This window comes from Gracilimonas tropica DSM 19535 (assembly GCF_000375425.1).
Lineage (GTDB): Bacteria > Bacteroidota > Rhodothermia > Balneolales > Balneolaceae > Gracilimonas > Gracilimonas tropica.
This window is the reverse complement of the sequence record NZ_AQXG01000005.1, coordinates 145,779-165,406: the sequence shown is the minus strand read 5'-3', so window position 1 is coordinate 165,406 and position 19,628 is coordinate 145,779. Positions and strand designations below refer to the sequence as shown.

Below are 19,628 nucleotides of genomic sequence, written 5' to 3'. Positions count from 1 at the left end.
TTAGGCGTTCACTCAAAATTTGTTCCAACTCAGGGCGTGAATAACCATAACGGAAACTAACCTGGATTGTGTTTTTATTTTATTTTCATTATATCTCTTATGAACAATTATTTATCGGGGACAATGAAAAATATATGCTTGATTTCTATTCTTTTATTTTGTCTTTCAGGCTGCGCATTACTTCAACCAAAAGCTGTTTCTGTAAGTGAATCGGATGTCATAAATAATGAGAATCTCGTTGAAGTATCTCCGGATAACTATTTTGAATTCATTGGATTAAAAAAGTTCACCGCTGAACAAATTGTGGATTCAATGCGGGCAAAACAAATAGAAACGATAACTGGTAATAAAGCTTTACATGCCTGTAGTTCCGTTATGAAAAGGGATCTTGGATTTGAATATGTTTCCCCGCAGTATGTAAATCCCAACTATAGCTTTATAACAATTATTGAGTCTAAAAAAAATTATGGAATCACCGAAAAGGAATTTCCCTCTGACTCTCTGGAAACAAATACAGACTGGAATATTGACGGAAAAGACCTGAACAATTTTTCTAACAAAATAGCGCTAAGTTTTTTTCTGCAGTTTCTCAGAACGGATGGCAACAAACTTTCCATGAAAATGAAATTGATTTACAATCAGTTTGCTTCCGCTGAAGAAAAAGAGTTTACTGATGGACTCTTGACCCACGTCAATAGTCTTGACATGAATGAGGCTTTACCTCAGGCTCGAAAAACCCTCCAATCAGATGGAAACCGTGTAAACCGATATTGGGCGCTTCTAATCATGATGCGTAACAAACCAACCGATGATGACTTAGCTCTTATTTTCGATCAATTCAATTATAATGACCATTCTCTTAAAACGTATTCCACGTACATTCTTCGGGAAACATTAAAAATTCGGGAAGATGTTAAATGGAATCTTTATCGTCATGACATCAAAAATATCATAAGCGGAGTATCGGTCTGGAATTATGATGAACTATTAAAAATTTTGGTGAAACACTATTCAGATTCAAATAATAGCCAATATATTTTAAATCCCAGTTCTCCATTATTGATGGACTACTTGAATGCTCATCTAAAGAAAAAGAGTGAACTTGCTTTTAATTTTATTCAGCAAGTCAGTCCTGAAAAAATAGACAATAAAAAAGAGGCCAACGAGTGGTTAGCCTCTCAATATCAGATAATTTCAGTTGATAATTCTATTTACGAATAGAATTAATCTTTCAAACTCACCTTTGGCGCTTGCCAGATCTCATCATTGTAGTCATTAATGGTTCGGTCGCTGGAGAATTTTCCGATGTTGGCGGTATTCAAGATCGCCTTACGGTTCCATTCATCCTGATCTTTGAAGGCCTCGGAAACTTCGTCCTGTTTGTTCACATACGCTTCGTAATCCGCCAGCACCATAAAGTAATCGCCTTCATGTAGCAGTGCGTTGATGATCGGCTGGAATAACTCTTTATTGCCATCACTAAAGAAGCCATCGCGGATCTGATCCACCGCTTTCTTCAGTTCCTTGTTGGCATTGTAGTAATCCCAGGGATTGTAACCTTCTCTGCGCAACTGATCGACTTCTTCTTCTTCCAGCCCAAAAATGAAAATGTTTTCATCTCCTACTTCTTCTTTGATCTCAACATTGGCCCCATCCAGCGTTCCGATAGTGAGTGCGCCGTTCAAAGCAAACTTCATATTTCCGGTTCCGGATGCTTCCATTCCCGCGGTTGAAATCTGCTCAGAGAGGTTCGCAGCGGGAATCAATTTCTCGGCCAGCGTCACACTGTAATTTTGAAGGAAAACGCACTTCAGCTTGTCGCTTACCTGCGGATCGTTATTCACCACGTCGGCAATACTGTTGATCAGTTTGATGTGCAGCTTGGCCATGGTATAGCCCGGAGCGGCCTTTCCTGCAAATATCACAGTCCTTGGGGTGATGTCCAGATCAGGGTTTTCTTTAAGCCGATTGTACAGCGTGATCACATGCAGTGCCGCCATTAGCTGACGTTTGTACTCGTGAATCCGTTTGATCTGAATATCGAACATGGAGTTCGGATCTACATCCAGGTCATTGTTCTCTTTGATGTATTCCGCCAAATGCTTTTTGTTCTCCAGCTTGATCTCAGTAAACTGCTTGCGGAATTTTTTGTCTTCTGCGTATTTGTTGATCTTCTTCAACTCATCCAGATCCGTGATCCAATCGTCCCCGATCTTATCAGAAATGAGATCCGAAAGCGCAGGATTACACTGCTTCAGCCATCTTCGCGGAGTAATTCCGTTGGTCTTGTTGGTGAATTTATCAGGATACAGTTCCGCAAAATCCTTAAACATAGACTCTTTCAGCAATCGGGAATGCATGGCTGCTACGCCATTAACTTTTTTGGCTCCCACAATTCCCAAATGCGCCATGTGCACTACGGGATGTTCGCCTTCACCCACAATACTCATGCGATTCAGGCGGTTTTTATCGTCACCTAATTCCACTTTCACCTTATCCAAAAAGCGGCGGTTAATTTCGTAGATGATGTTCAGGTGGCGCGGAAGCAGGTTTCGAACCAAAGAAACCGGCCATTTTTCCAATGCCTCCGGCAGTAAGGTATGATTGGTGTACGCCATTGAATTCACCGTGATGTCCCAGGCTTTATCCCAATCCATATGTTCTTCATCCAGCAAGTGGCGCATCAATTCCGGAATTGCCAGATTTGGGTGCGTATCGTTGCACTGAATGGATACTTTTTCGGGGAACATAGTGAAGTCGTCGGTCTGCTTTTTAAAGCGCCGGATAATATCCTGCATGGACGCCGATACCAGGAAATATTCTTGTTTCAATCGCAATTCCTGCCCTACAAAAACCTTATCGTTCGGATATAGAACACGCGAAATATTCTGCTCAAGCTGGTTATCGCGAACGGCATCTATGTATTGACCCTGATTAAAGCTTTTAAGATCAATAGCTGACGAAGATTCCGCTTTCCACAATCGCAGGTAATTCACAATGCCATTGTCATAGCCCGGAATAGGCGTATCGTAGGCCACCGCTTTTACTCGGTGTGTATTTTCCCAGGTGTAGCGGGTATCGCCATTACTTCCATTTACCACAGCCTGATTTCCATAAAATTCTACGGGGTACTGAACTTTAGGGCGCACCAGATCCCAGGGGTTTCCATATTTCAACCACAGATCGGGTCGTTCTACCTGGTAACCATTCTGAATTTTTTGATAGAAAATTCCATAATCGTAACGAATTCCGTGGCCTATTGCTGGAATACCTAACGTTGCCATAGAATCCAAAAAACATGCAGCAAGGCGGCCTAAACCACCGTTTCCAAGCCCGGCATCCCATTCCTGATCGCGGATGTCTTCGTAGGAGAGATCAAGGTCACCCAATGCTTCAGCCACCAGGTCACGCACATTCAGGTTCACCAGCATATTATCCAAAAGCCGGCCGATCAGATACTCCATGGACAAATAGTACACCCGCTTTGCATTGGTCTTATAATAATGCTGTTGGGTTTTAAGCATATGATCGTTCAAACGATCCATGATGGTTAGCGTCACGCTTTTGTATTTGTCCCAATCGGTAGTTGAATACTCATCTTTAGCGAGCGTGTGGCGCAGGTGCAATTTAATGTCTTCCCGAAGTGAATCTTTATCCATACCAGATCGGGTGTTCACATTCGTTGCTTTCTTCTTACTCATAAATCAAATTTCTAATAATATTGTGATATGGTGGAGGGTGACTTAGTGATGTAGTTCGTCAGGATTTACAAAATCCGGTACTGTAATCAATCAACTCCGTACAAACGGAAACCTGAAGTTGATCTTGAAATCTTATAATTCACGATATCACCTATCACCCTTCTTTTAAATAAATTCCTTGATCCGGCTTGAATTTTGGCCTGGTCAGGTTAGCCGGAAATCCGAGCTTATGAAACGACTCATACGCATTAATTGCAACAAAATCCTGTTCAAAAATCCCAAAAACGCTGGAACCGCTTCCACTCATACTGGCATACTCAGCCCCAAATTCATAGAATTGATCCTTCAGGTTTCCAACCAAATGATGTCGTGGAAAAACAGCCTTTTCCAGGTCATTCATTAACAGATATCGCCATTCCTCGGGGGCTTCATCCAGCAACACATTTTTGAGGGAAAAATCCGGTTCAGGATTCGGCTCACAAAACTGATAGGCCTCGGCTGTACTACTTTCCATATTTGGATAAACCGTTACCATCCATGCATCGGGTTGAAGGTCGAGAGGCTCGATCTCATCTCCCAAACCTGTCGCAAATCCCGGCACCCCTTTAATAAAAAAGGGGACGTCTGCACCCAGTTGTTTCCCAAGTCTCAAAAGATCTTCCTGAGATAAACCGAGATTGGCGACCTTGTTCATCATGCGGAGTGTAGTGGCGGCATTACTGCTTCCTCCTCCTAAACCGGCTCCGGCAGGGATATTTTTTTCTACTTTGATGTTGTACTCATCTTTCAAACCGGCTTCTTGCTGCAGCAATCGAATAGCTTTCACGATCAGGTTTGATTCATCCACCGGAATTTTCGGATCGCTCATCTCCAAATGCATACGGCCCGGTTTCACCTCAAAACGGTCGCTCCATTCAATAAAAACAAAACCGGTTTCAATGGTATGATATCCATTTTCCAGTTTCTCGAGCACGTTCAGCCCAAGATTAATTTTTGCGTAGGAATTCGAGATCCAAAGTTCAGTCATTGTTTAAAAAATCGTCTTTGTGTTCCATCATAAAATTGAAGGCCGCATCATGATCGTTCGGAATATCGCCATTGAGAATGGCTTCTTTTACGGCGTCTTTCACATCACCTACTGTTCTGCTCGGTTCAATGTTGAGTGCCTTCATGATCTCTTCGCCGGAAAGTGGGTTTTTCCAGTTCCGGATGCGGTCCTTTTCTTCCACTTCTTTGATGCGCCGCTCTACATAATCAAAATTCTTTTGATAGCGCTCTTGCTTATACTCATTTTTGGTGGTGATGTCTGCCCGGCAAAGCTTCATCAGGTCATCGATATCATCACCGGCCTCAAAAATAAGCCGGCGGATAGCAGAATCCGAAACTTCATCTGATACCAAAGCTATAGGGCGTAAATGCAACCTCACCAGCTTTTGCACATAGCGCATGCGTTCGTCCAGAGGAAGCCCCAGGCGACGGAATATCCGCTTGGTCCACTTTGCACCAAGTGCGTCATGACCGTGGAATGTCCACCCAATACCATCATAGAACCGTTGCGTAGCCGGTTTTGCGATATCGTGCATAATGGCAGACCAGCGAAGCCAAAGATCCGCATCCAGCTCAATCACGTTATCTAAAACTTTCAGCGTGTGCCAGAAATTATCTTTATGGCGGACTCCTTTCTTCTCTTTTACTCCATGCAAGTCATGCATCTCGGGAAAAAACTCTTTCAGCAAACCTGTTTTGAACAGCATGGTAAACCCAAGGGTGGGATGATCACTGAGAATGATCTTATTCAATTCGTCAATAATGCGTTCTTTGGAAATGATATTGATCCGCTCCGCCATCTCAGAGATTGCGCCAAAAGTGTGTTCTTCGATCCTAAAATTGAGTTGAGAAGCAAAGCGGATAGCGCGCATCATCCTGAGGGGATCATCACTGAACGTTTGGTGCGGATCGATGGGCGTTTTGATATTTTCATTTTTAAGATCCTCCATACCGTTAAACGGATCGATCAACGTTCCGAAATCATCTTTATTCAACGACCATGACAGTGCATTGATGGTAAGGTCGCGGCGCAGCTGATCATCTTCAAGCGTGCCATCCTCAACGATCGGCTTACGCGAATTCTTGCGGTAGCTTTCTTTACGAGCACCAACAAATTCCAATTCAAGTCCTTTTGCCTTAACCTGAGCTGTTCCAAACTGCCGGTAAACTGCCAGGGAAGATCCTTTCATTCTTTTAGCTACTTCCTTAGCCAGGTCGATTCCGGAACCAACTGTAACAAAGTCGATATCCATCTCTCCTTCTTGTAGCCGGCCCAGGTAGTAATCGCGCACATAGCCGCCCACTACATAGGCAGGTACGCCCAGCGAGTCAGCCGCATCACTTATTGTTGAAAATACGGTTTGATGAAGTTGAGGTATATTTTTCATGTGTTCCAAAGCACCGCAAAGATAGGAATGTTATTCGTTGCTTTCAGATGTTAACCAAGATATTTTATTTCATATTTAATCAGGCTCTTTAACTATGCACAAAATGCATAAACTTTTTTTTCTGCTTATTGTTTCTTTGATGTTTACCGCTTGCGAACCTACACGAAGAGCGGCTCCCCCTTTACCGCCGGGTGTTGAGCGGGGGCAAACCTGGGAGGAGGCTTCTGATCATGGATATGAAGAACCTGTTTACACTACACCCGAATATATTGCTTACGCTTTAAAGGGTTCGCGGAACTTCCGGCTGGCCATTCACAAAACCTACAGAAGTGATGTTTGTGATAACAATCCGGAAAGTGCTACCGTGCGGTATGTGATAAGTGAAACCGGGGAGGTATTGAATATTCATCCCATTACAACCATCGAGAACAAATGTTTAGATGGGCTTAGGGATACCTTCAGATCATTTGAGTTTTTTCCTGCGGAGCACCATGACGAACCTGTTAATATGATGATGGCCATCACTTTTACCCGGGCTAGAATTTGAAATAATTTTCAAAAGATGAAATTGTATTTTTTATCTGTATGTATCGCTTCAGTTCTTGTTTCCTGTGCGCCTACAAAAAAGGCTTTGCCGGTTCTTCCTCCCGGAAAGGATTATGGCGAGACTTGGGATAAAGCCTCTTTCTATGGATATGAAGAACCTGTATATACCACTCCGGAGTACATTGCCTACCCGCTAAAGGGCACCCGTGCTTTGCTATCTGAGGTACAGAAAGTTTACCGGCAAGACGTTTGCAGTGACGGTGATTCCAGAATTATTCTACAGCATGTTGTTGACAAAGAAGGCAACATATCCGGCTTATACCCTATTGGAAACGTAAACCCTGTTTGTAAGGAACAGTTACTTTCTGTGTTTGAACGTTTTACCTTTTTTCCTGCCGAGCACGAAAACAAAAAGGTTGCCGTGTTATTGGCCATCGCAGTACATGACCGACGAATATAATTACCAGGAAATTTCAATCAACTAAATACTCGATTATGGGAACACCGAAAAAATGGATCATTGCCACCAACGGCACAAAATATGCCAGTGAGGCCGTGAAATATGCTGCTGAATTATTTCAAAACCTGCGCTTTGAACCGGAGATCTATATCCTTGTAGTTGCTATTAATGATGATGCGATAACTGAGGCGCAGGCTATCTCTGAAATGGCAAAATTCACTTTTGAAGACATTGCAGGAAAGGAGGGAGCATTAACCACTTTAGTAGAGGTTGGAGATCCCGGCGAGGTCATCATCAATCAATGCAAGAAACTTGATGCTGACCACCTGTTCATTGGCGGTGCCGATTTCAAATGGGACATCAACGATGACGGACCAGGAGGGATTAGCAATTATATCATCGAGAACATCTCCGGCGGAATCACGCTGATCAAATAATGAACAGATAAAACCGGTTATTTTCGCTTTTCAAAAAACCTGGATACCTTTTCAAACCAGCTTTTCTTAAGCTCCCGGTTTGGGTATTCGTCATTATGATGCACTATACAACTTTGGCAAGCCAATTTATCTCCAATGGGCTTCAACTCCACCATAAATCGCCCCAGGGGCCTTGGTTTGCCTTCTACTGCACCACAATAACTACACTTTCTTTTTTTTGTCTCTTTAATATTCAATGTAGATTTCATTTACTTCTTTATTTCTTACTACGAAAATCTTCGCAGCTCGGATTTCCACTGTCTCTTTAACCGAGCCTTTTTTATGGCTCTTTTTGGAAAAATTATTAAAAACAGTCCAATTTCAATAAAAACGTGTAACAGGACTTTAATTGTAGGGTATTCCTGATTTATTCGTTTTGGCTGTTAACCTTTTCGGGTTTTCTTATTTCACACACTGTTTGAGTCATAAGTATAACAATTGTTGTTCAATTCTTGAATTTTAAATCTTGAACACTCCTTTTACTCACTTAACCGGTATCCAGATCGTTTCTTCTGAATCGTGATCCATTGGATCATATTGTTCTTCCATAACTGCAAAATGGGGACGAACATCCAGACTAAACGCAGATCCCGGAAGCCACTCACTGTAAATATATTGATAGAACTTTGAAGCACCTTCAGCGGCTCCCTGAAAGTAAAACATGGCATAAAGACCTTCGGGTAAGATAAGTTGACTCATGCCTTCCGGAACTAATTTCACTTCAGAAACTTCCACAGCGGCCCATTTTTCAAATGGTTTGGTGGGATCAAACTTTCGAAAATAGCCTTCAGGATACACTTCTACCGAATAAAGATCGGTCCCTACTACCCGCCGAATGTCCTTTCTCTCGGAACCAAATTCTTTCCACAGTTTTTGAGTCTGCTGATTCGCCATTGACATCCGGCATTTTTTACCGATCAGTATTTTGGGTTGAATGGTGGTTATGATAGGTTCCATGCCTTAAGGTTATGTTTCAGGAATGAGGTAAAAGGGGCGCCGAGAGTGTTACCTTTGTTCCTTTTCCAGCTTGTGATTCAATCATTAAACTCCCGCCAAGCATTTGCAAACGCTCCTGTATGTTAAATAAACCAAATCCCCCTTTGCCGGTCATTCCTGATTTCTTTTCATTTATGTTGAACCCTCTGCCTCTATCATTTATAATGATCAGTATCTCACTATTTTTCTCAGATAGCTCAATACTGGCTTCGTTTATATTGGCATGCTTAATGATATTAAAACATAATTCTCTAACGCTTTCGTACAATACCTTGTGCACCTCCGCACTAATGGGTTTTGGCTTACCGTCGTCCTTTATGTGAATTTGCAGGTCATATTTTTTCATCCTTTGAGCCAGCCACCACAGCAGCTCTTCCATATTTTCCTTCTCGAATATTGGCGGGGGTTTTAATTCGTGGACAAAGTCCCTCGTATTATTATTTGCGAGCATGATCACCTCTCTCAGCTTCTTCATTTTCTCAAGAACCTTCTCATCCTGAACTGATCGTTTCAGTTGATCGATCTTGATAACACTAAGGTCCAGAAGCTGCCCAACATGGTCATGAAGGTGCCCGGCCAGCGCATGTCGTTCGCGTTCCTTGGCAAAATTCAATTGATAGGTAAGGTTCTGCAACTGATCTTTATATTCTTCCAGCGTCGCAGTTCTCTCTTTCACTTTTTGCTCCAAATACTCATTCAGTTCTTTCAAACCATCCAAAGCTTGTACTCTTTCGGTTACTTCGACAGCGATATTAATAACCCCACTTATCTCTCCATTTGAATATCGTATGGGGCTGAAGGTATAATCAAACCAAGCCGGCTGGAGCTTTGATTTCCTCAATAAGTTAAACTCCATATTCTTGAAAAAAATGGGCTGACCTTCCAAAGCAAGATGCAACTGTGGCTCTATAATGTCTTTGGCTTCCTGCCACACTTCCAGGAAGGGGCGGCCCAATGCCTCCGGTTTATCGCCCAATAAAGGGCGGTACGCATCATTATAGATCGTTATCAACTCTTTTCCCCAACAAACAGCGATCGGGAAGTTGACCTCGAGCATAACATTCACGGTATTCAACAGAAGAGAGGGCCAGTGTTCGATGGGGCTTAAGGACGTTTTTGACCAGTCCTTCTCAGAGATAAGCCGCCCCATCACGCTTTGTTTTCCAGGTGATATTATCATACCGAACACTCCTACAATATTTTCGCCACCAATATAGAAAAAAGGACTTAATTGCACATCCTGTTAATAATTAGGTTTGCATTGTATTTCGCAATTCCGCCTTTTCGGCTTAGCGTTGTAGCTTTCCTGCTAGTATTATACATTGAGATCCTTCGCGTTAAACAAAATGCTTTAAAATAGCTTTTATAAGCGCTAAGGATGAAAACTTATGAGGCATTATTTCGAACTCCGGTTAATTAGAACGATCGACAGCGCTACCTAAAAAACATCCGCCCGATCAACCATTCAATGAATTACACTCGGTTAATAGGATTGGATATTGATTCAGGCTTTCCCCTATTTTAGCTTCCGTTGTTAGCAATCAATTAAACTTACTTTCGTGACCTTAGACCTGTTTGAACCGGCCGCGCTTACCCAAAAGCAACGGGTTAATTCTGCCTTGGGCGAGGATCTTCCGCCGCACCATCCGGGCGTGTACACCATGTACGACCGCCACGATCAGGTGCTGTATGTGGGCAAGGCCAAAGACCTTCAGCAGCGCATTACCTCTTACCGCTACTCCAAGTCTAAGAAAACACAGCGAATGGTTGCACACCTCGAGCGGATATCCTATGAGGTATGCAACACCGAAACAGATGCCATCTTGCTGGAAAATTTGCTGATCCGTTCGTTGCGCCCGCCCTTCAATCACGCCAACAAAAAGCCGGAAACTTATTATTACATCTCCACCGCGCGCCGGGGAAATAAACGTGAATTTCGGCTTTCCATGCGAGTTCCGGACGATTACCCGAATGTATATGGCTGTTTCAAAGGGCACCTTAAAACACGGAAAGGTCTTGGAGCGTTACTTAAATTGCTTTATGTATTCAACCGGCCGATCCGAAGTGCCGCCTATTTGCCAAGCCAGCTTTTGAACCGCATCACCCCACAAAAATTTCAGCTTGAACTGAATTCACAAACCGGCGTTTTGGTCGATCAGTTTTTGAAGGGGAGTTCATCTCTGCTGGCAGACGAGTTGGAATCAAGCGTAATGGGGATCACGTTTAAAGACCGATTTACCGAAAATTATTTTGATAACGAGCTTGAGCAACTCCGTATGTTCTACACATTGGGCCCGAACCGAAATTTTCGCATGAAAGAAGAGCTTGGTTTGGAATCTGTGCTCATCAATCAGGATGAGATCGACGACCTCTTAGCCATTATGAAAAAGAGTTAGGTAGTGCTCATTACTCTACATCTTTATCCAATCGGAGTAGTCGCTAATTTTTCCCCGGCTTTCCGCATGCTTCCCTGTTTTGGTTTGAGCCGATTCGGGAATTTCATCCGGAAACAGAAAGATGGCGCCCAATAAAATCTCATGCTCCGGGATGCCTAAAAATTGCAGCACTTTCGGCTTTCGTAAAATTCCGCCCGATGACCAATACGCATTCAAGCCCCTTGCCGTAGCCGCCAGCAATATATTTTGAATAGCCGCGCCGGTAGCCGCTATATGCTCCATATTTTTCAAGTTAGGGTGAAATTTTTTGGAGAGCTTGCGAGTCCTTTCAGGCAGCCAGGTTCCTAAGATCAACCCATCGGCCGCTGCTAACATTTGCTTGATGCCATCCGGTGCTTTTTGCGGTTTATTTTGATTGAATGCATCAAGTACTTTTCTGCAAGAGTCGCCATCCAATGCGTGAAATCGCCACGGCTCAATACCTTGCAAAGAGCCGGAACGCTGCGACTCCGCACTTTCATAATGAAAGGGAGCTTGTGCCCCCAATTCAATCAGCTCCTCCATGGTTTTCATGAATTCATCTCCCTTGATTACAGGCAGCGGATGTTCAGGATCAACCCTTACCTTCAGCGTTCTGCGGGTTCGGATAGCATCTTCGGTATTCATGGTAAAATATGCTCTTTATTCATTATATACATCGGGCAAATCGTTTTCGTAAAGCACCACATCACCCGCCCGGGCATGTTTTTGAACCAGTTCATTGGCTTCGAACAGGGAATTGACCACACGGACATTCATGGCATTGGAATCGTGCATTTTGATGCCTTCAAGAATCGGCTTAGAGCGTTCTTCACCCACCAGGATCACCAAATCCAGATTCGCTTTGCCAATGGCTTCACCAAATTTGCGGTTTTCTTCTTCCTCGATCTCGCCAAGCTCGATCATTCCAGGAGTAATGATGATGCGTTGCCCGGAATCAAATTGGGCTAAGATTTCAACTGCATTTTTTGCTCCTACGGGATTGGAATTGAATGCATCGTCGATTATAACCAAGTCTCCATTTTGCTTCAGCTCTAACCTATGTTCCACCGGTTCAATCTTTGCGGCCGCCAATGCCATGGTTTTTAGTCGTATGCCAAAATGATGCGCTACCCCAACAGCCAGCAATAGATTTTGTGCATTGTGGGCGCCTAACAGCTTCATTTGAAACCGCTCGGTTTCTTCGCCGATAGTCACATCAAAAGACATCCCCGATGTATCGTAAGAAATATTACTTGCCCGAATTTCACCGGAATCAAGTCCCACCATAATGCGCTGGATCTCCTCACGCCCGGCTCCCATTTTGGAAACACGCGGATCATCGGCATTCAAAATAGCGACATCCCCATCTTCCAAAACATCCACCAAGGTTCCCTTTTCACGAGCAATCACATCCTGTGAGCCAAACGTCTCGAGATGAGCCACTCCCACATTTGAAACCACAGAAATATCCGGTTTGGCGATGTTACAAAGCTCTTTGATATTTCCAGCATAGCGGGCCCCCATTTCCAGGATCAGAATCTGGTGATTTGCATTCAGGTCGTTATTGATCACTTTACAAATTCCCATGGGCGTGTTGTAACTGCCCGGCGTAGCACAAACATTAAACCGTTCTTTCAACAGATCGCGGATCATGAATTTAGTGCTGGTCTTGCCATAACTACCCGTGATTGCAATCACTTTCAGATCCGGCATGGACGCCAGTTTTTTACGAGCCTGTTTCTTAAATCCGTTTTGGATATAGAGTTCCACAGGTTTTGTGATCAACCCTGAGAGCAAGATAAAAAAGGGAATGATCATAGTACCAAAGGCCCATCCGAAAATCAGGATCACCAGATCAAAATTGAGCAACCCGGTAAAATGATTTGGGAGGGCAACGCCATAATAAGGGAGAAAACCCGTAAAGCTAATGTAGGTGAATGTGAGAGGGATGAATGCGGAAAATGCAAAATATGGAATCGATAACCGCCAGACTCTTGGGGTAAAAACGAGCGGTTTTTTCACTTTCCCGGGCTTATATCGCGATACAGAACCGAACCAGAAAAATCCAAATACCAGGAAAACCAGTGCGAGGGAAGTGTACGTAATACGCTCCAGAACCCATTCATCAAACCAAAGAAAAAGAAAGATCAGAATATTGATGAGTGCAATATTTGGAGGAATGATCTTTTCGTCCCAATGGGATTTCATCCACTGCCAGAACTCATTGTTCTTATAACCTACCTGCTGATAATTGTGCAGAAAAAAGCGCATGCGATACCAGGTGTAGCGCAACATTATCAGACAAAAAAGAATACCGCCTGCATTCAGAAGGGAGTAATACCAGTTCAAATCTTTTGGATTGATGTTAAGGTTTTAGCCGTCTATGTATTTTTAAAGGTATGAAATAAACAGGAATTCGAAATCGGTTCAGAACCTTCCTATATTCACCGCGCAATTAAGACTATTGTTTCAAAAAAACGAAGAGAAATATATGAAATTAATTATCCCAATGGCCGGCCGGGGTACCCGCGTTCGTCCACATTCGCACACGGTTCCAAAACCATTGCTCCCTGTTGCCGGAACCATGATCGTTGAACGTATTGTAGAAACATTTAAGCGCACTCTTGACAAAGACATCACTGAGATCGTGTACATCCTCGGTCCGGATTTTGGCGAGGATATCAAACAGCCACTTCGCGAAATGAGCGAACGCCATAATGCAAAGGCCATTTTTGAGGTCCAGGCTGAAGCACTTGGAACTGCCCATGCCGTCGCTTGTGCCAAAGAACACCTGGATGGAGAAGTCATCATTGCCTTTGCCGATACCATTTTTGACAGCGAAAAACCTTTTGAATTAGGCGATGCTGACAGTGTGATCTGGCTGAAACAAGTAGATGATCCATCGCGATTTGGCGTAGCCACGCATGAAGGAGATACCATCACCGGTTTTGTGGAGAAACCCAAAGAGTTTATTTCTGATCTGGCGATCATCGGCGTGTATTATTTCAAGGATGGAGCCTACTTCAAGAAACAGATCGAGTGGGTGATCGATAATGATATGAAAGGGCCCGGAGGCGAGTATTTCCTCACCGATGCCCTGGATAAGATGATCAAAGACGGCAAGATCTTCAAAACTGCTACTGTTGACGAATGGCTGGATTGCGGAACGCTCCCGGCGTGGCTGGAAACCACCGGCATCATCACCGAAAAAGAATTCGAGAGCGTGGATGAAAGCAAATATCCGGGCTCTACCATCATTCCTCCGGTGTATATCGGTGAAGGGGTGAAGATCAAAAATAGCACGGTGGGACCGAAAGTAAGCATCGAGAACGATACCGTGATCAAAGACTCGAAAGTGGAAAACACCATTATTCGTGATCATGCAGAAATCGAAGATTCAGAGATCTCTGGCTCAACGGTTGGTGCGTTCACGCATCTCAAAAATGTGAAAGGTAAAGTAGATGTAGGCGATCATAGCGCGTTGAATATTGAATAGTGGATATTCAATTTTGAATATTGAAGTAGAAAGGCTCCTTCGGGAGCCTTTTTTGTTTTGGGTTGTGGTAACTAACAACGTAGAACGGGCAGCTTGCCCGTCCATTTCTAATTCAAAACAGATATTCAAATTCAACCCTGCGCGGACAAGCTGTCTGCTTAACGTTTTGGAGAAATCCGAATAGAAAAAGGAGACACGGATTTGTATTTAACTCTTTTCCGTGAATTTCCGCAACATCCGTGTACCATTTGACCGGTTACCAAGTGCAATCAGGTTACTTTTTGGTTTTTCAATATCTTATTCAACAAGGTTGGGGAGAACCGCTGTACCCAGAGCGCCAGTCCTTCTTTGAAGCCGGTTACGTAGATCTCTTCTTTTTGGGCTTTGATCTTTGGCAACACCTTTTCCACCATTTCATCAGCTGTCATAGCATTGGAATGAGCATCGCCCATTTTGTTGAATTTGGAGCCGTCGCCCGTCAATGCATTTTTAGAGATATTCGTTTTGATGAAGCCCGGACAGAGCAACGTGACGGCTACGTTATGCTCATACATTTCCTGCCGAAGCGAATTAAAAAATCCCTGAACCGCATGTTTACTGGCGGCATATCCGGAACGGAATTTAGTCCCTATCTTGCCTGCTACACTGCTGGTTACAATGATATGACCAGCTTTTCTTTCCACCATGTGGGGAAGTACTTGCTTGGTCAAACCCACCGCTCCAAAATAGTTGATCTCCATAAGTCGTCGATAGGTGTCCATTTCAGATTCCAGTACTTCTGAGCGCTGACTCACACCGCCATTATTCATCAGTACATCAATTTGGCCAAAAGCGGCGAGTGCTTCTTTGGTTTTTGCTGGAAAGGAATCGGCATCCATCAGATCCAGTGTAAGCACTTTGACATTGGAGGTGTCATCACCTAAACTATTCTTCACTTCCATTAAAGCCTCTTCTCGCCGGGACGATAAGATCAGGTTTGCCCCTTCCTTATAAAAAGCCCGCGCAAAAGCTTCTCCAATGCCTGATGATGCGCCGGTGATCCAAATGGTTTTTCCTTGGTAATTCATTCCGAAATATTATTTTTGAGGAAATAAGTTTTACAGTGCTAAAGTGTTACGGTGTTAAGGTACTATTTTCTAATTTACCTTAACACCATAACACGAAAACACCATAACACAAAACAGATACGATGAGCAACAAACACACCATTCTTTTAATGGAGGACGAGGAAGAATCCGGAGAAATGCTGGCTAATTTTTTAGAACTGAATGACTTTAACGTCCTTTGGGCAAAAGACGGCAAAAAAGCGCTGGAGCACATCGAAGAAAACGCCAACGAGATCCATCTTGCCATTTTAGATATCATGGTTCCTTATCATGATGGAAAGGAAGTGTGCAGTATCATTCGTCAGCATCCGGTGATTTACGACATTCCAGTTTTATTTCTAACTGCTCGTGATGAGGAAAAAGATGAGATCGAAGGGCTGGAGCTGGGCGCTGATGACTACATAAAAAAACCAGCCAGCCTCAACTTGGTAAAGGCTCATGTGGAAACTCAACTTCGCCGCCGTTCACCTGAAAAAAGCAACTGGATCCAATATGGTAAAGTGTACCTGGATATTGATTCCAGTGAGATGTATATCAACGATGAGCTGGTCGATCTTACCCACACCGAATACACCATCGCGGAGATGATCTTTCAAAATCCTAAATTAGTGTATAGCCGTCAACAGATCCTTGAGAAGATCTCTGATGAAGATAAATATGTGTTTGATAGAACAGTGGACGTTCACGTAAAAAATCTTCGCCTTAAAATGGGTGAAGAGGGCAAACTCATTAAAACCTATAGAGGCGTCGGATATGGCTTCAACAAGGAATATTTGCACGCATGAAAATTCGCTCTAAACTGGCTTGGACCTACATTATTCTGCTCATCATTGGTATCATCACCATCAGTGCGTACTCTATTTTAACGATTCGCAGCTTTCTGCTGGATGAAGGGATTGAACAGTTTGAGCGTGATGCCCTTTCTATGTCGCTGGCTGCCAGCAGCTTTGATGACAACGCTCTTTTTGATGATAAGATCACTCGTCTTGCACAGCTATCTAAATATGAAATTGCGGTTTATAACAACGAGGGCTATCGCTTCTTAACTTTTCCCGATTATGCGTTTGAAGATGTCATGGAGGTCCTTTCCACAAACCTGCTTCAGAAACTTGAACAACAAGATGGAAGCCCAATCATTGAGAATAGCGAGCAGTCTGAAAAACTGGTTGCCTACGTAGACCTGGGGCGGTCCAATAATCAGGCTCAATACTTACGGATCAGTCAGGATAAAAGTCAGTATTATGCTGCAGTAGCAAGCATCCGCCATATTATTTATGCGGGGATGATCTTTTCCATTGGTGCTGTCATTATCGTAAGTTTTCTTTTTGCACGATATATGGCCGCCCCAATCATGAAACTGGATGAAGCAGCAAACGATATTTCCCGGGGGAATTTAGACCGTGAGATCGACTTGAACCGAAATGATGAATTTGGCACGTTGGCAGACTCTCTGAATCATATGGCAAGAACGCTTCGTGCTGATAATGATAAGCTAAAGCGGCTCAATGAAAAGCAAAGTCAGTTTTTTGCGGATATTACCCATGAGGTCAGAAATCCCTTGCATACCATTTCGGGCGCCATGGAAATGCTGGAGTTGGAACAACTTCCGGCTGAAAAGAAAAAGCAATATATGGCCACTGCCCAAAAACAGATCAAGCGGGTAGCGCGCTTGTTTGAAGACATCAAAACACTACAGCGGTACGATTTTGATGAAAGCTTTATCAATCGTGAACCCTTTGACCTGAAAATGATTGTGGATGAGGTTGAAACCGTCTATTATCCACTGGCTGAGAAAAAGGGCTTGGAACTTCATACCAAAAACATCACCCCTTGTACTGTTGATGCTGACCCTGACAAAATTGAACAAGTGTTGGATAACCTTGTTTCCAATGCCATTAAATATACTCTTGAAGGCAGCATAGAACTGGGCTTCAATTTCTTGGACGGCGAGGTAGAAGTTTATGTGGAGGATACCGGACCGGGAATTGGAAGTGAGCACCTTGAACGGCTGTTTGACCGCTTTTATCGTACGGATAAGGCTCGCTCCAGAGATAAAGGGGGAACCGGTTTGGGCCTCTCGGTTGTAAAAGGAATTTTAAAAGCTCACCAATCTGACATTAAAGTAGAAAGTGAAGAGGGCAAAGGAAGTCGATTTTACTTTAAGCTTCCCATTCTGAATAAAAAAGACTGAAAATGAATGCCGCTAATGTACCGCCGGCCAAAGGCGCCACAGTATATAAAGCTGCATCAATGATGGAATAGCCTCCATTCAATAAGTCGACCAGGGCCGTACCGATTGATAGCGCCGGATTCAGAACCCCTCCTGAAACAGGAGTGCTTACCATGAGCATTCCGGCGAATGTGAGACCAATGACCAAGCCGCTTAGTTTACTTTTACGATGCGTATTTGTCCCTGTAAAGATGAGCATCACCAAAACAAAGACCAGCGTAAAGAGAATTTCGGCAAAAGCTTGCTGATAGATATTGGTGGTATTCGGCGGCTCCACATAAAATGCCATTTCCGCTAAAAAGAAAAGCGCAATAGAAGCTAAGACCGCTCCGATGATCTGACTTAGCATATAACCGGACATTTGCTTCCATGATATCTGCTTCTTTAAAAAGAATGCCAATGAAACGGCCGGGTTGAAATGGGCTCCGGATATACGTTCTGATATATATACCAAAGCCATGATGGTTAATCCGATCGCTAAAGGTTCTCCCGTAATGCCATAAACCAGCACTAAAAAGAAAGTTCCAAAAGCTTCTGAAAAGTAAGTGTCTATACCCTTATCGTAAGTAATCAATATATCTCCAAGTGTCCTTCCTTGGGGCAGAAACTACCTGCCGGAGGAAGGAATTGCAAGCCGCCTTTAAGTAAATTTGTAAAAAAACTTCTATTAATATTTATAACTAATTGACTTCACATAAGTTTAGAAAAAGCCTATTTTAGGGTTTCAATTATGATTCTATGAAATATTTTGAAAAACTAAAATCGAAGTGGGAAATAGATAGCAACTGGCAAGTACTCGTTATCCTTTTAGTATTTTCGGTTGCCGGCATGAGTGTCGTTTTTGTACGGAAATTTGTCTTTTCTGTACTTGGAATTACCGAATCAGATCCATTATGGTTAAAAACGCTGATTTGGCTATTCACGATTCCCCCTACCTATCATGTCCTGTTGCTAATATACGGTACCCTTTTCGGCCAGTTCCAATTTTTTTGGGGCTTTTTCAAAAAGACCTTGAGAAGATTAGTTCCCAGCAGTTAGATCTTTCCGATCTTTTTGGGGCAGTTTTGCAACTACAAGATCATAGGAGTGATGTATCAATTCTTCAATGAGCTTATCCTCCAGCTCCCCTCTCATTTGCACGGTATTCCAGTGCTTTTTATTCATATGATATCCGGGTTTTACTTCTTCATAAAGAGCTCTTAGCTGCAGCGCCCGCTCGGGATCACACTTAAGGTTTATGCTTTCAAAACTGTCCACATCTGACAGAGCATACATCTTTCCCTTCACCTTAAATACAAGTGTTTGCTCATCGAAGGGGAAGTCTTCTTTGGTACCCGGTAGAGCCATACAAAATTTATAAAATGCTTCAATATGCATTTCTCAGGATCATTGAGTTAAATATTTTGATCAATACAGCGGATAAGTATCGCTGTCGTTTTGCCCCTTACAGTTTGTCCACAAGAAAAACACCGACACTGTTTCTTCTGTATAACCCGTAATATTTTGGTAAGGGAAGTCTAATGTAGTATTGGGAGACAAATTAGGGTCAAACTCATCACACGGATTGGCCAGTTGAGTTGTATCTGCCACTTCTTTAGCTATGGCATAGAAAAAAACAGGGTTATCGGTGAAGTTGGTGATCTCAAGCACAGGCGCTTTTGGATTCACCTCTACACGGGGATCATAACCGATCTCACAACCGGCAAGCACAATCGAAAACGATATTAAAAAAAGAAGTTTCACGATGTATGTATTTTCATGTTCA

20 protein-coding genes are annotated in these 19,628 nt (G+C 43.2%); 9 read left to right on the top strand and 11 right to left on the bottom strand.

What is annotated here, in order from left to right; translation table 11 throughout:
* The first annotated feature begins 123 nt into the window (after positions 1-123).
* The gene (locus tag B151_RS0110345) at positions 124-1,221 is read left to right on the top strand and encodes a hypothetical protein (protein ID WP_020403559.1); all 1,098 of its coding nucleotides are present in this window, start codon (positions 124-126) and stop codon (positions 1,219-1,221) included.
* A gap of 2 nt (positions 1,222-1,223) precedes the next feature.
* Here B151_RS0110345 and B151_RS0110340 read toward each other — a convergent pair whose 3' ends face one another.
* The 3 genes from B151_RS0110340 to B151_RS0110330 form a co-directional block, all read right to left on the bottom strand.
* Positions 1,224-3,701 carry a glycogen/starch/alpha-glucan phosphorylase gene (locus tag B151_RS0110340; protein ID WP_020403558.1) on the bottom strand — a complete coding sequence of 826 codons (2,478 nt, stop codon included), beginning with the start codon at positions 3,699-3,701 and terminating at the stop codon, positions 1,224-1,226.
* 154 nt (positions 3,702-3,855) lie between these two features.
* On the bottom strand, positions 3,856-4,728 hold the full coding sequence (gene ispE / locus B151_RS0110335; RefSeq protein ID WP_020403557.1) for a 4-(cytidine 5'-diphospho)-2-C-methyl-D-erythritol kinase: 873 nt from the start codon (positions 4,726-4,728) through the stop codon (positions 3,856-3,858).
* Complete coding sequence (locus B151_RS0110330) at positions 4,721-6,136, bottom strand: CCA tRNA nucleotidyltransferase (RefSeq protein ID WP_020403556.1); 1,416 nt, start codon at positions 6,134-6,136, stop codon at positions 4,721-4,723. The genes ispE and B151_RS0110330 overlap by 8 nt, the downstream gene beginning before the upstream one ends.
* 103 nt (positions 6,137-6,239) lie before the next feature.
* Between B151_RS0110330 and B151_RS0110325 the strand changes: the two genes are divergently transcribed.
* Genes B151_RS0110325 through B151_RS0110315 form a run of 3 tightly spaced genes read left to right on the top strand, consistent with a single transcriptional unit; the run spans position 6,240 to position 7,579 of the window.
* Positions 6,240-6,683, top strand: coding sequence for an energy transducer TonB (locus tag B151_RS0110325; RefSeq protein WP_020403555.1), 444 nt, complete (start codon positions 6,240-6,242; stop codon positions 6,681-6,683).
* 15 nt (positions 6,684-6,698) lie between these two features.
* Positions 6,699-7,142: a hypothetical protein gene (locus tag B151_RS0110320; protein ID WP_020403554.1), complete on the top strand. Its 444-nt coding sequence runs from the start codon at positions 6,699-6,701 to the stop codon at positions 7,140-7,142.
* A 35-nt stretch (positions 7,143-7,177) separates the two neighbouring features.
* Entirely contained in the window at positions 7,178-7,579 is a 402-nt protein-coding gene (locus B151_RS0110315) for a universal stress protein (RefSeq protein WP_020403553.1), read from the top strand.
* Between the two features lie 522 nt (positions 7,580-8,101).
* Here B151_RS0110315 and B151_RS0110305 read toward each other — a convergent pair.
* Together B151_RS0110305 and B151_RS19570 are read right to left on the bottom strand one after the other, a co-directional pair.
* Positions 8,102-8,575 carry a GyrI-like domain-containing protein gene (locus tag B151_RS0110305; protein WP_020403551.1) on the bottom strand — a complete coding sequence of 158 codons (474 nt, stop codon included), beginning with the start codon at positions 8,573-8,575 and terminating at the stop codon, positions 8,102-8,104.
* Positions 8,576-8,591: 16 nt separating this feature from the next.
* Positions 8,592-9,794 carry a PAS domain-containing sensor histidine kinase gene (locus B151_RS19570; RefSeq protein WP_157470888.1) on the bottom strand — a complete coding sequence of 401 codons (1,203 nt, stop codon included), beginning with the start codon at positions 9,792-9,794 and terminating at the stop codon, positions 8,592-8,594.
* Between the two features lie 379 nt (positions 9,795-10,173).
* Between B151_RS19570 and B151_RS0110295 the strand changes: the two genes are divergently transcribed.
* A complete protein-coding gene (locus tag B151_RS0110295) occupies positions 10,174-11,010 on the top strand; it encodes a nucleotide excision repair endonuclease (RefSeq protein ID WP_020403549.1) in 837 nt (278 codons plus the stop codon).
* Between the two features lie 15 nt (positions 11,011-11,025).
* Here the strand turns inward: B151_RS0110295 and B151_RS19565 are convergent, their stop codons facing one another.
* Positions 11,026-11,676 (bottom strand): nitroreductase family protein, encoded by a 651-nt coding sequence (locus B151_RS19565; protein WP_020403548.1) that lies wholly within the window; start codon positions 11,674-11,676, stop codon positions 11,026-11,028.
* Between the two features lie 15 nt (positions 11,677-11,691).
* On the bottom strand, positions 11,692-13,380 hold the full coding sequence (locus B151_RS0110285) for a UDP-N-acetylmuramoyl-tripeptide--D-alanyl-D-alanine ligase (RefSeq protein ID WP_020403547.1): 1,689 nt from the start codon (positions 13,378-13,380) through the stop codon (positions 11,692-11,694).
* Positions 13,381-13,522: 142 nt separating this feature from the next.
* Here B151_RS0110285 and B151_RS0110280 point away from each other — a divergent pair, with 142 nt between their 5' ends.
* On the top strand, positions 13,523-14,527 hold the full coding sequence (locus B151_RS0110280) for a sugar phosphate nucleotidyltransferase (protein WP_026166610.1): 1,005 nt from the start codon (positions 13,523-13,525) through the stop codon (positions 14,525-14,527).
* 269 nt (positions 14,528-14,796) lie between these two features.
* Here B151_RS0110280 and B151_RS0110275 read toward each other — a convergent pair whose 3' ends face one another.
* On the bottom strand, positions 14,797-15,594 hold the full coding sequence (locus B151_RS0110275) for an SDR family oxidoreductase (protein ID WP_020403545.1): 798 nt from the start codon (positions 15,592-15,594) through the stop codon (positions 14,797-14,799).
* Between the two features lie 122 nt (positions 15,595-15,716).
* Here B151_RS0110275 and B151_RS0110270 point away from each other — a divergent pair, with 122 nt between their 5' ends.
* Together B151_RS0110270 and B151_RS0110265 are read left to right on the top strand one after the other, a co-directional pair.
* Positions 15,717-16,418, top strand: coding sequence for a response regulator transcription factor (locus tag B151_RS0110270; RefSeq protein WP_020403544.1), 702 nt, complete (start codon positions 15,717-15,719; stop codon positions 16,416-16,418).
* A complete protein-coding gene (locus B151_RS0110265) occupies positions 16,415-17,824 on the top strand; it encodes a sensor histidine kinase (protein ID WP_020403543.1) in 1,410 nt (469 codons plus the stop codon). Before B151_RS0110270 ends, B151_RS0110265 begins: the two co-directional genes overlap by 4 nt.
* On the opposite strand, the gene B151_RS18460 is transcribed toward B151_RS0110265, so the two are convergent.
* A complete protein-coding gene (locus B151_RS18460; RefSeq protein ID WP_020403542.1) occupies positions 17,793-18,437 on the bottom strand; it encodes an MIP/aquaporin family protein in 645 nt (214 codons plus the stop codon). The genes B151_RS0110265 and B151_RS18460 overlap by 32 nt on opposite strands.
* Positions 18,438-18,601: 164 nt before the next feature.
* Between B151_RS18460 and B151_RS20445 the strand changes: the two genes are divergently transcribed.
* Entirely contained in the window at positions 18,602-18,901 is a 300-nt protein-coding gene (locus tag B151_RS20445) for a DUF6787 family protein (protein ID WP_020403541.1), read from the top strand.
* On the opposite strand, the gene B151_RS0110250 is transcribed toward B151_RS20445, so the two are convergent.
* Together B151_RS0110250 and B151_RS0110245 are read right to left on the bottom strand one after the other, a co-directional pair.
* Positions 18,884-19,240, bottom strand: a complete 357-nt coding sequence (locus B151_RS0110250; RefSeq protein ID WP_020403540.1) for an MmcQ/YjbR family DNA-binding protein — start codon at positions 19,238-19,240, stop codon at positions 18,884-18,886. The two genes, B151_RS20445 and B151_RS0110250, sit on opposite strands and share 18 nt — an antisense overlap.
* Positions 19,241-19,270: 30 nt before the next feature.
* The gene (locus B151_RS0110245) at positions 19,271-19,606 is read right to left on the bottom strand and encodes a hypothetical protein (protein WP_020403539.1); all 336 of its coding nucleotides are present in this window, start codon (positions 19,604-19,606) and stop codon (positions 19,271-19,273) included.
* Positions 19,607-19,628: the final 22 nt, after the last annotated feature.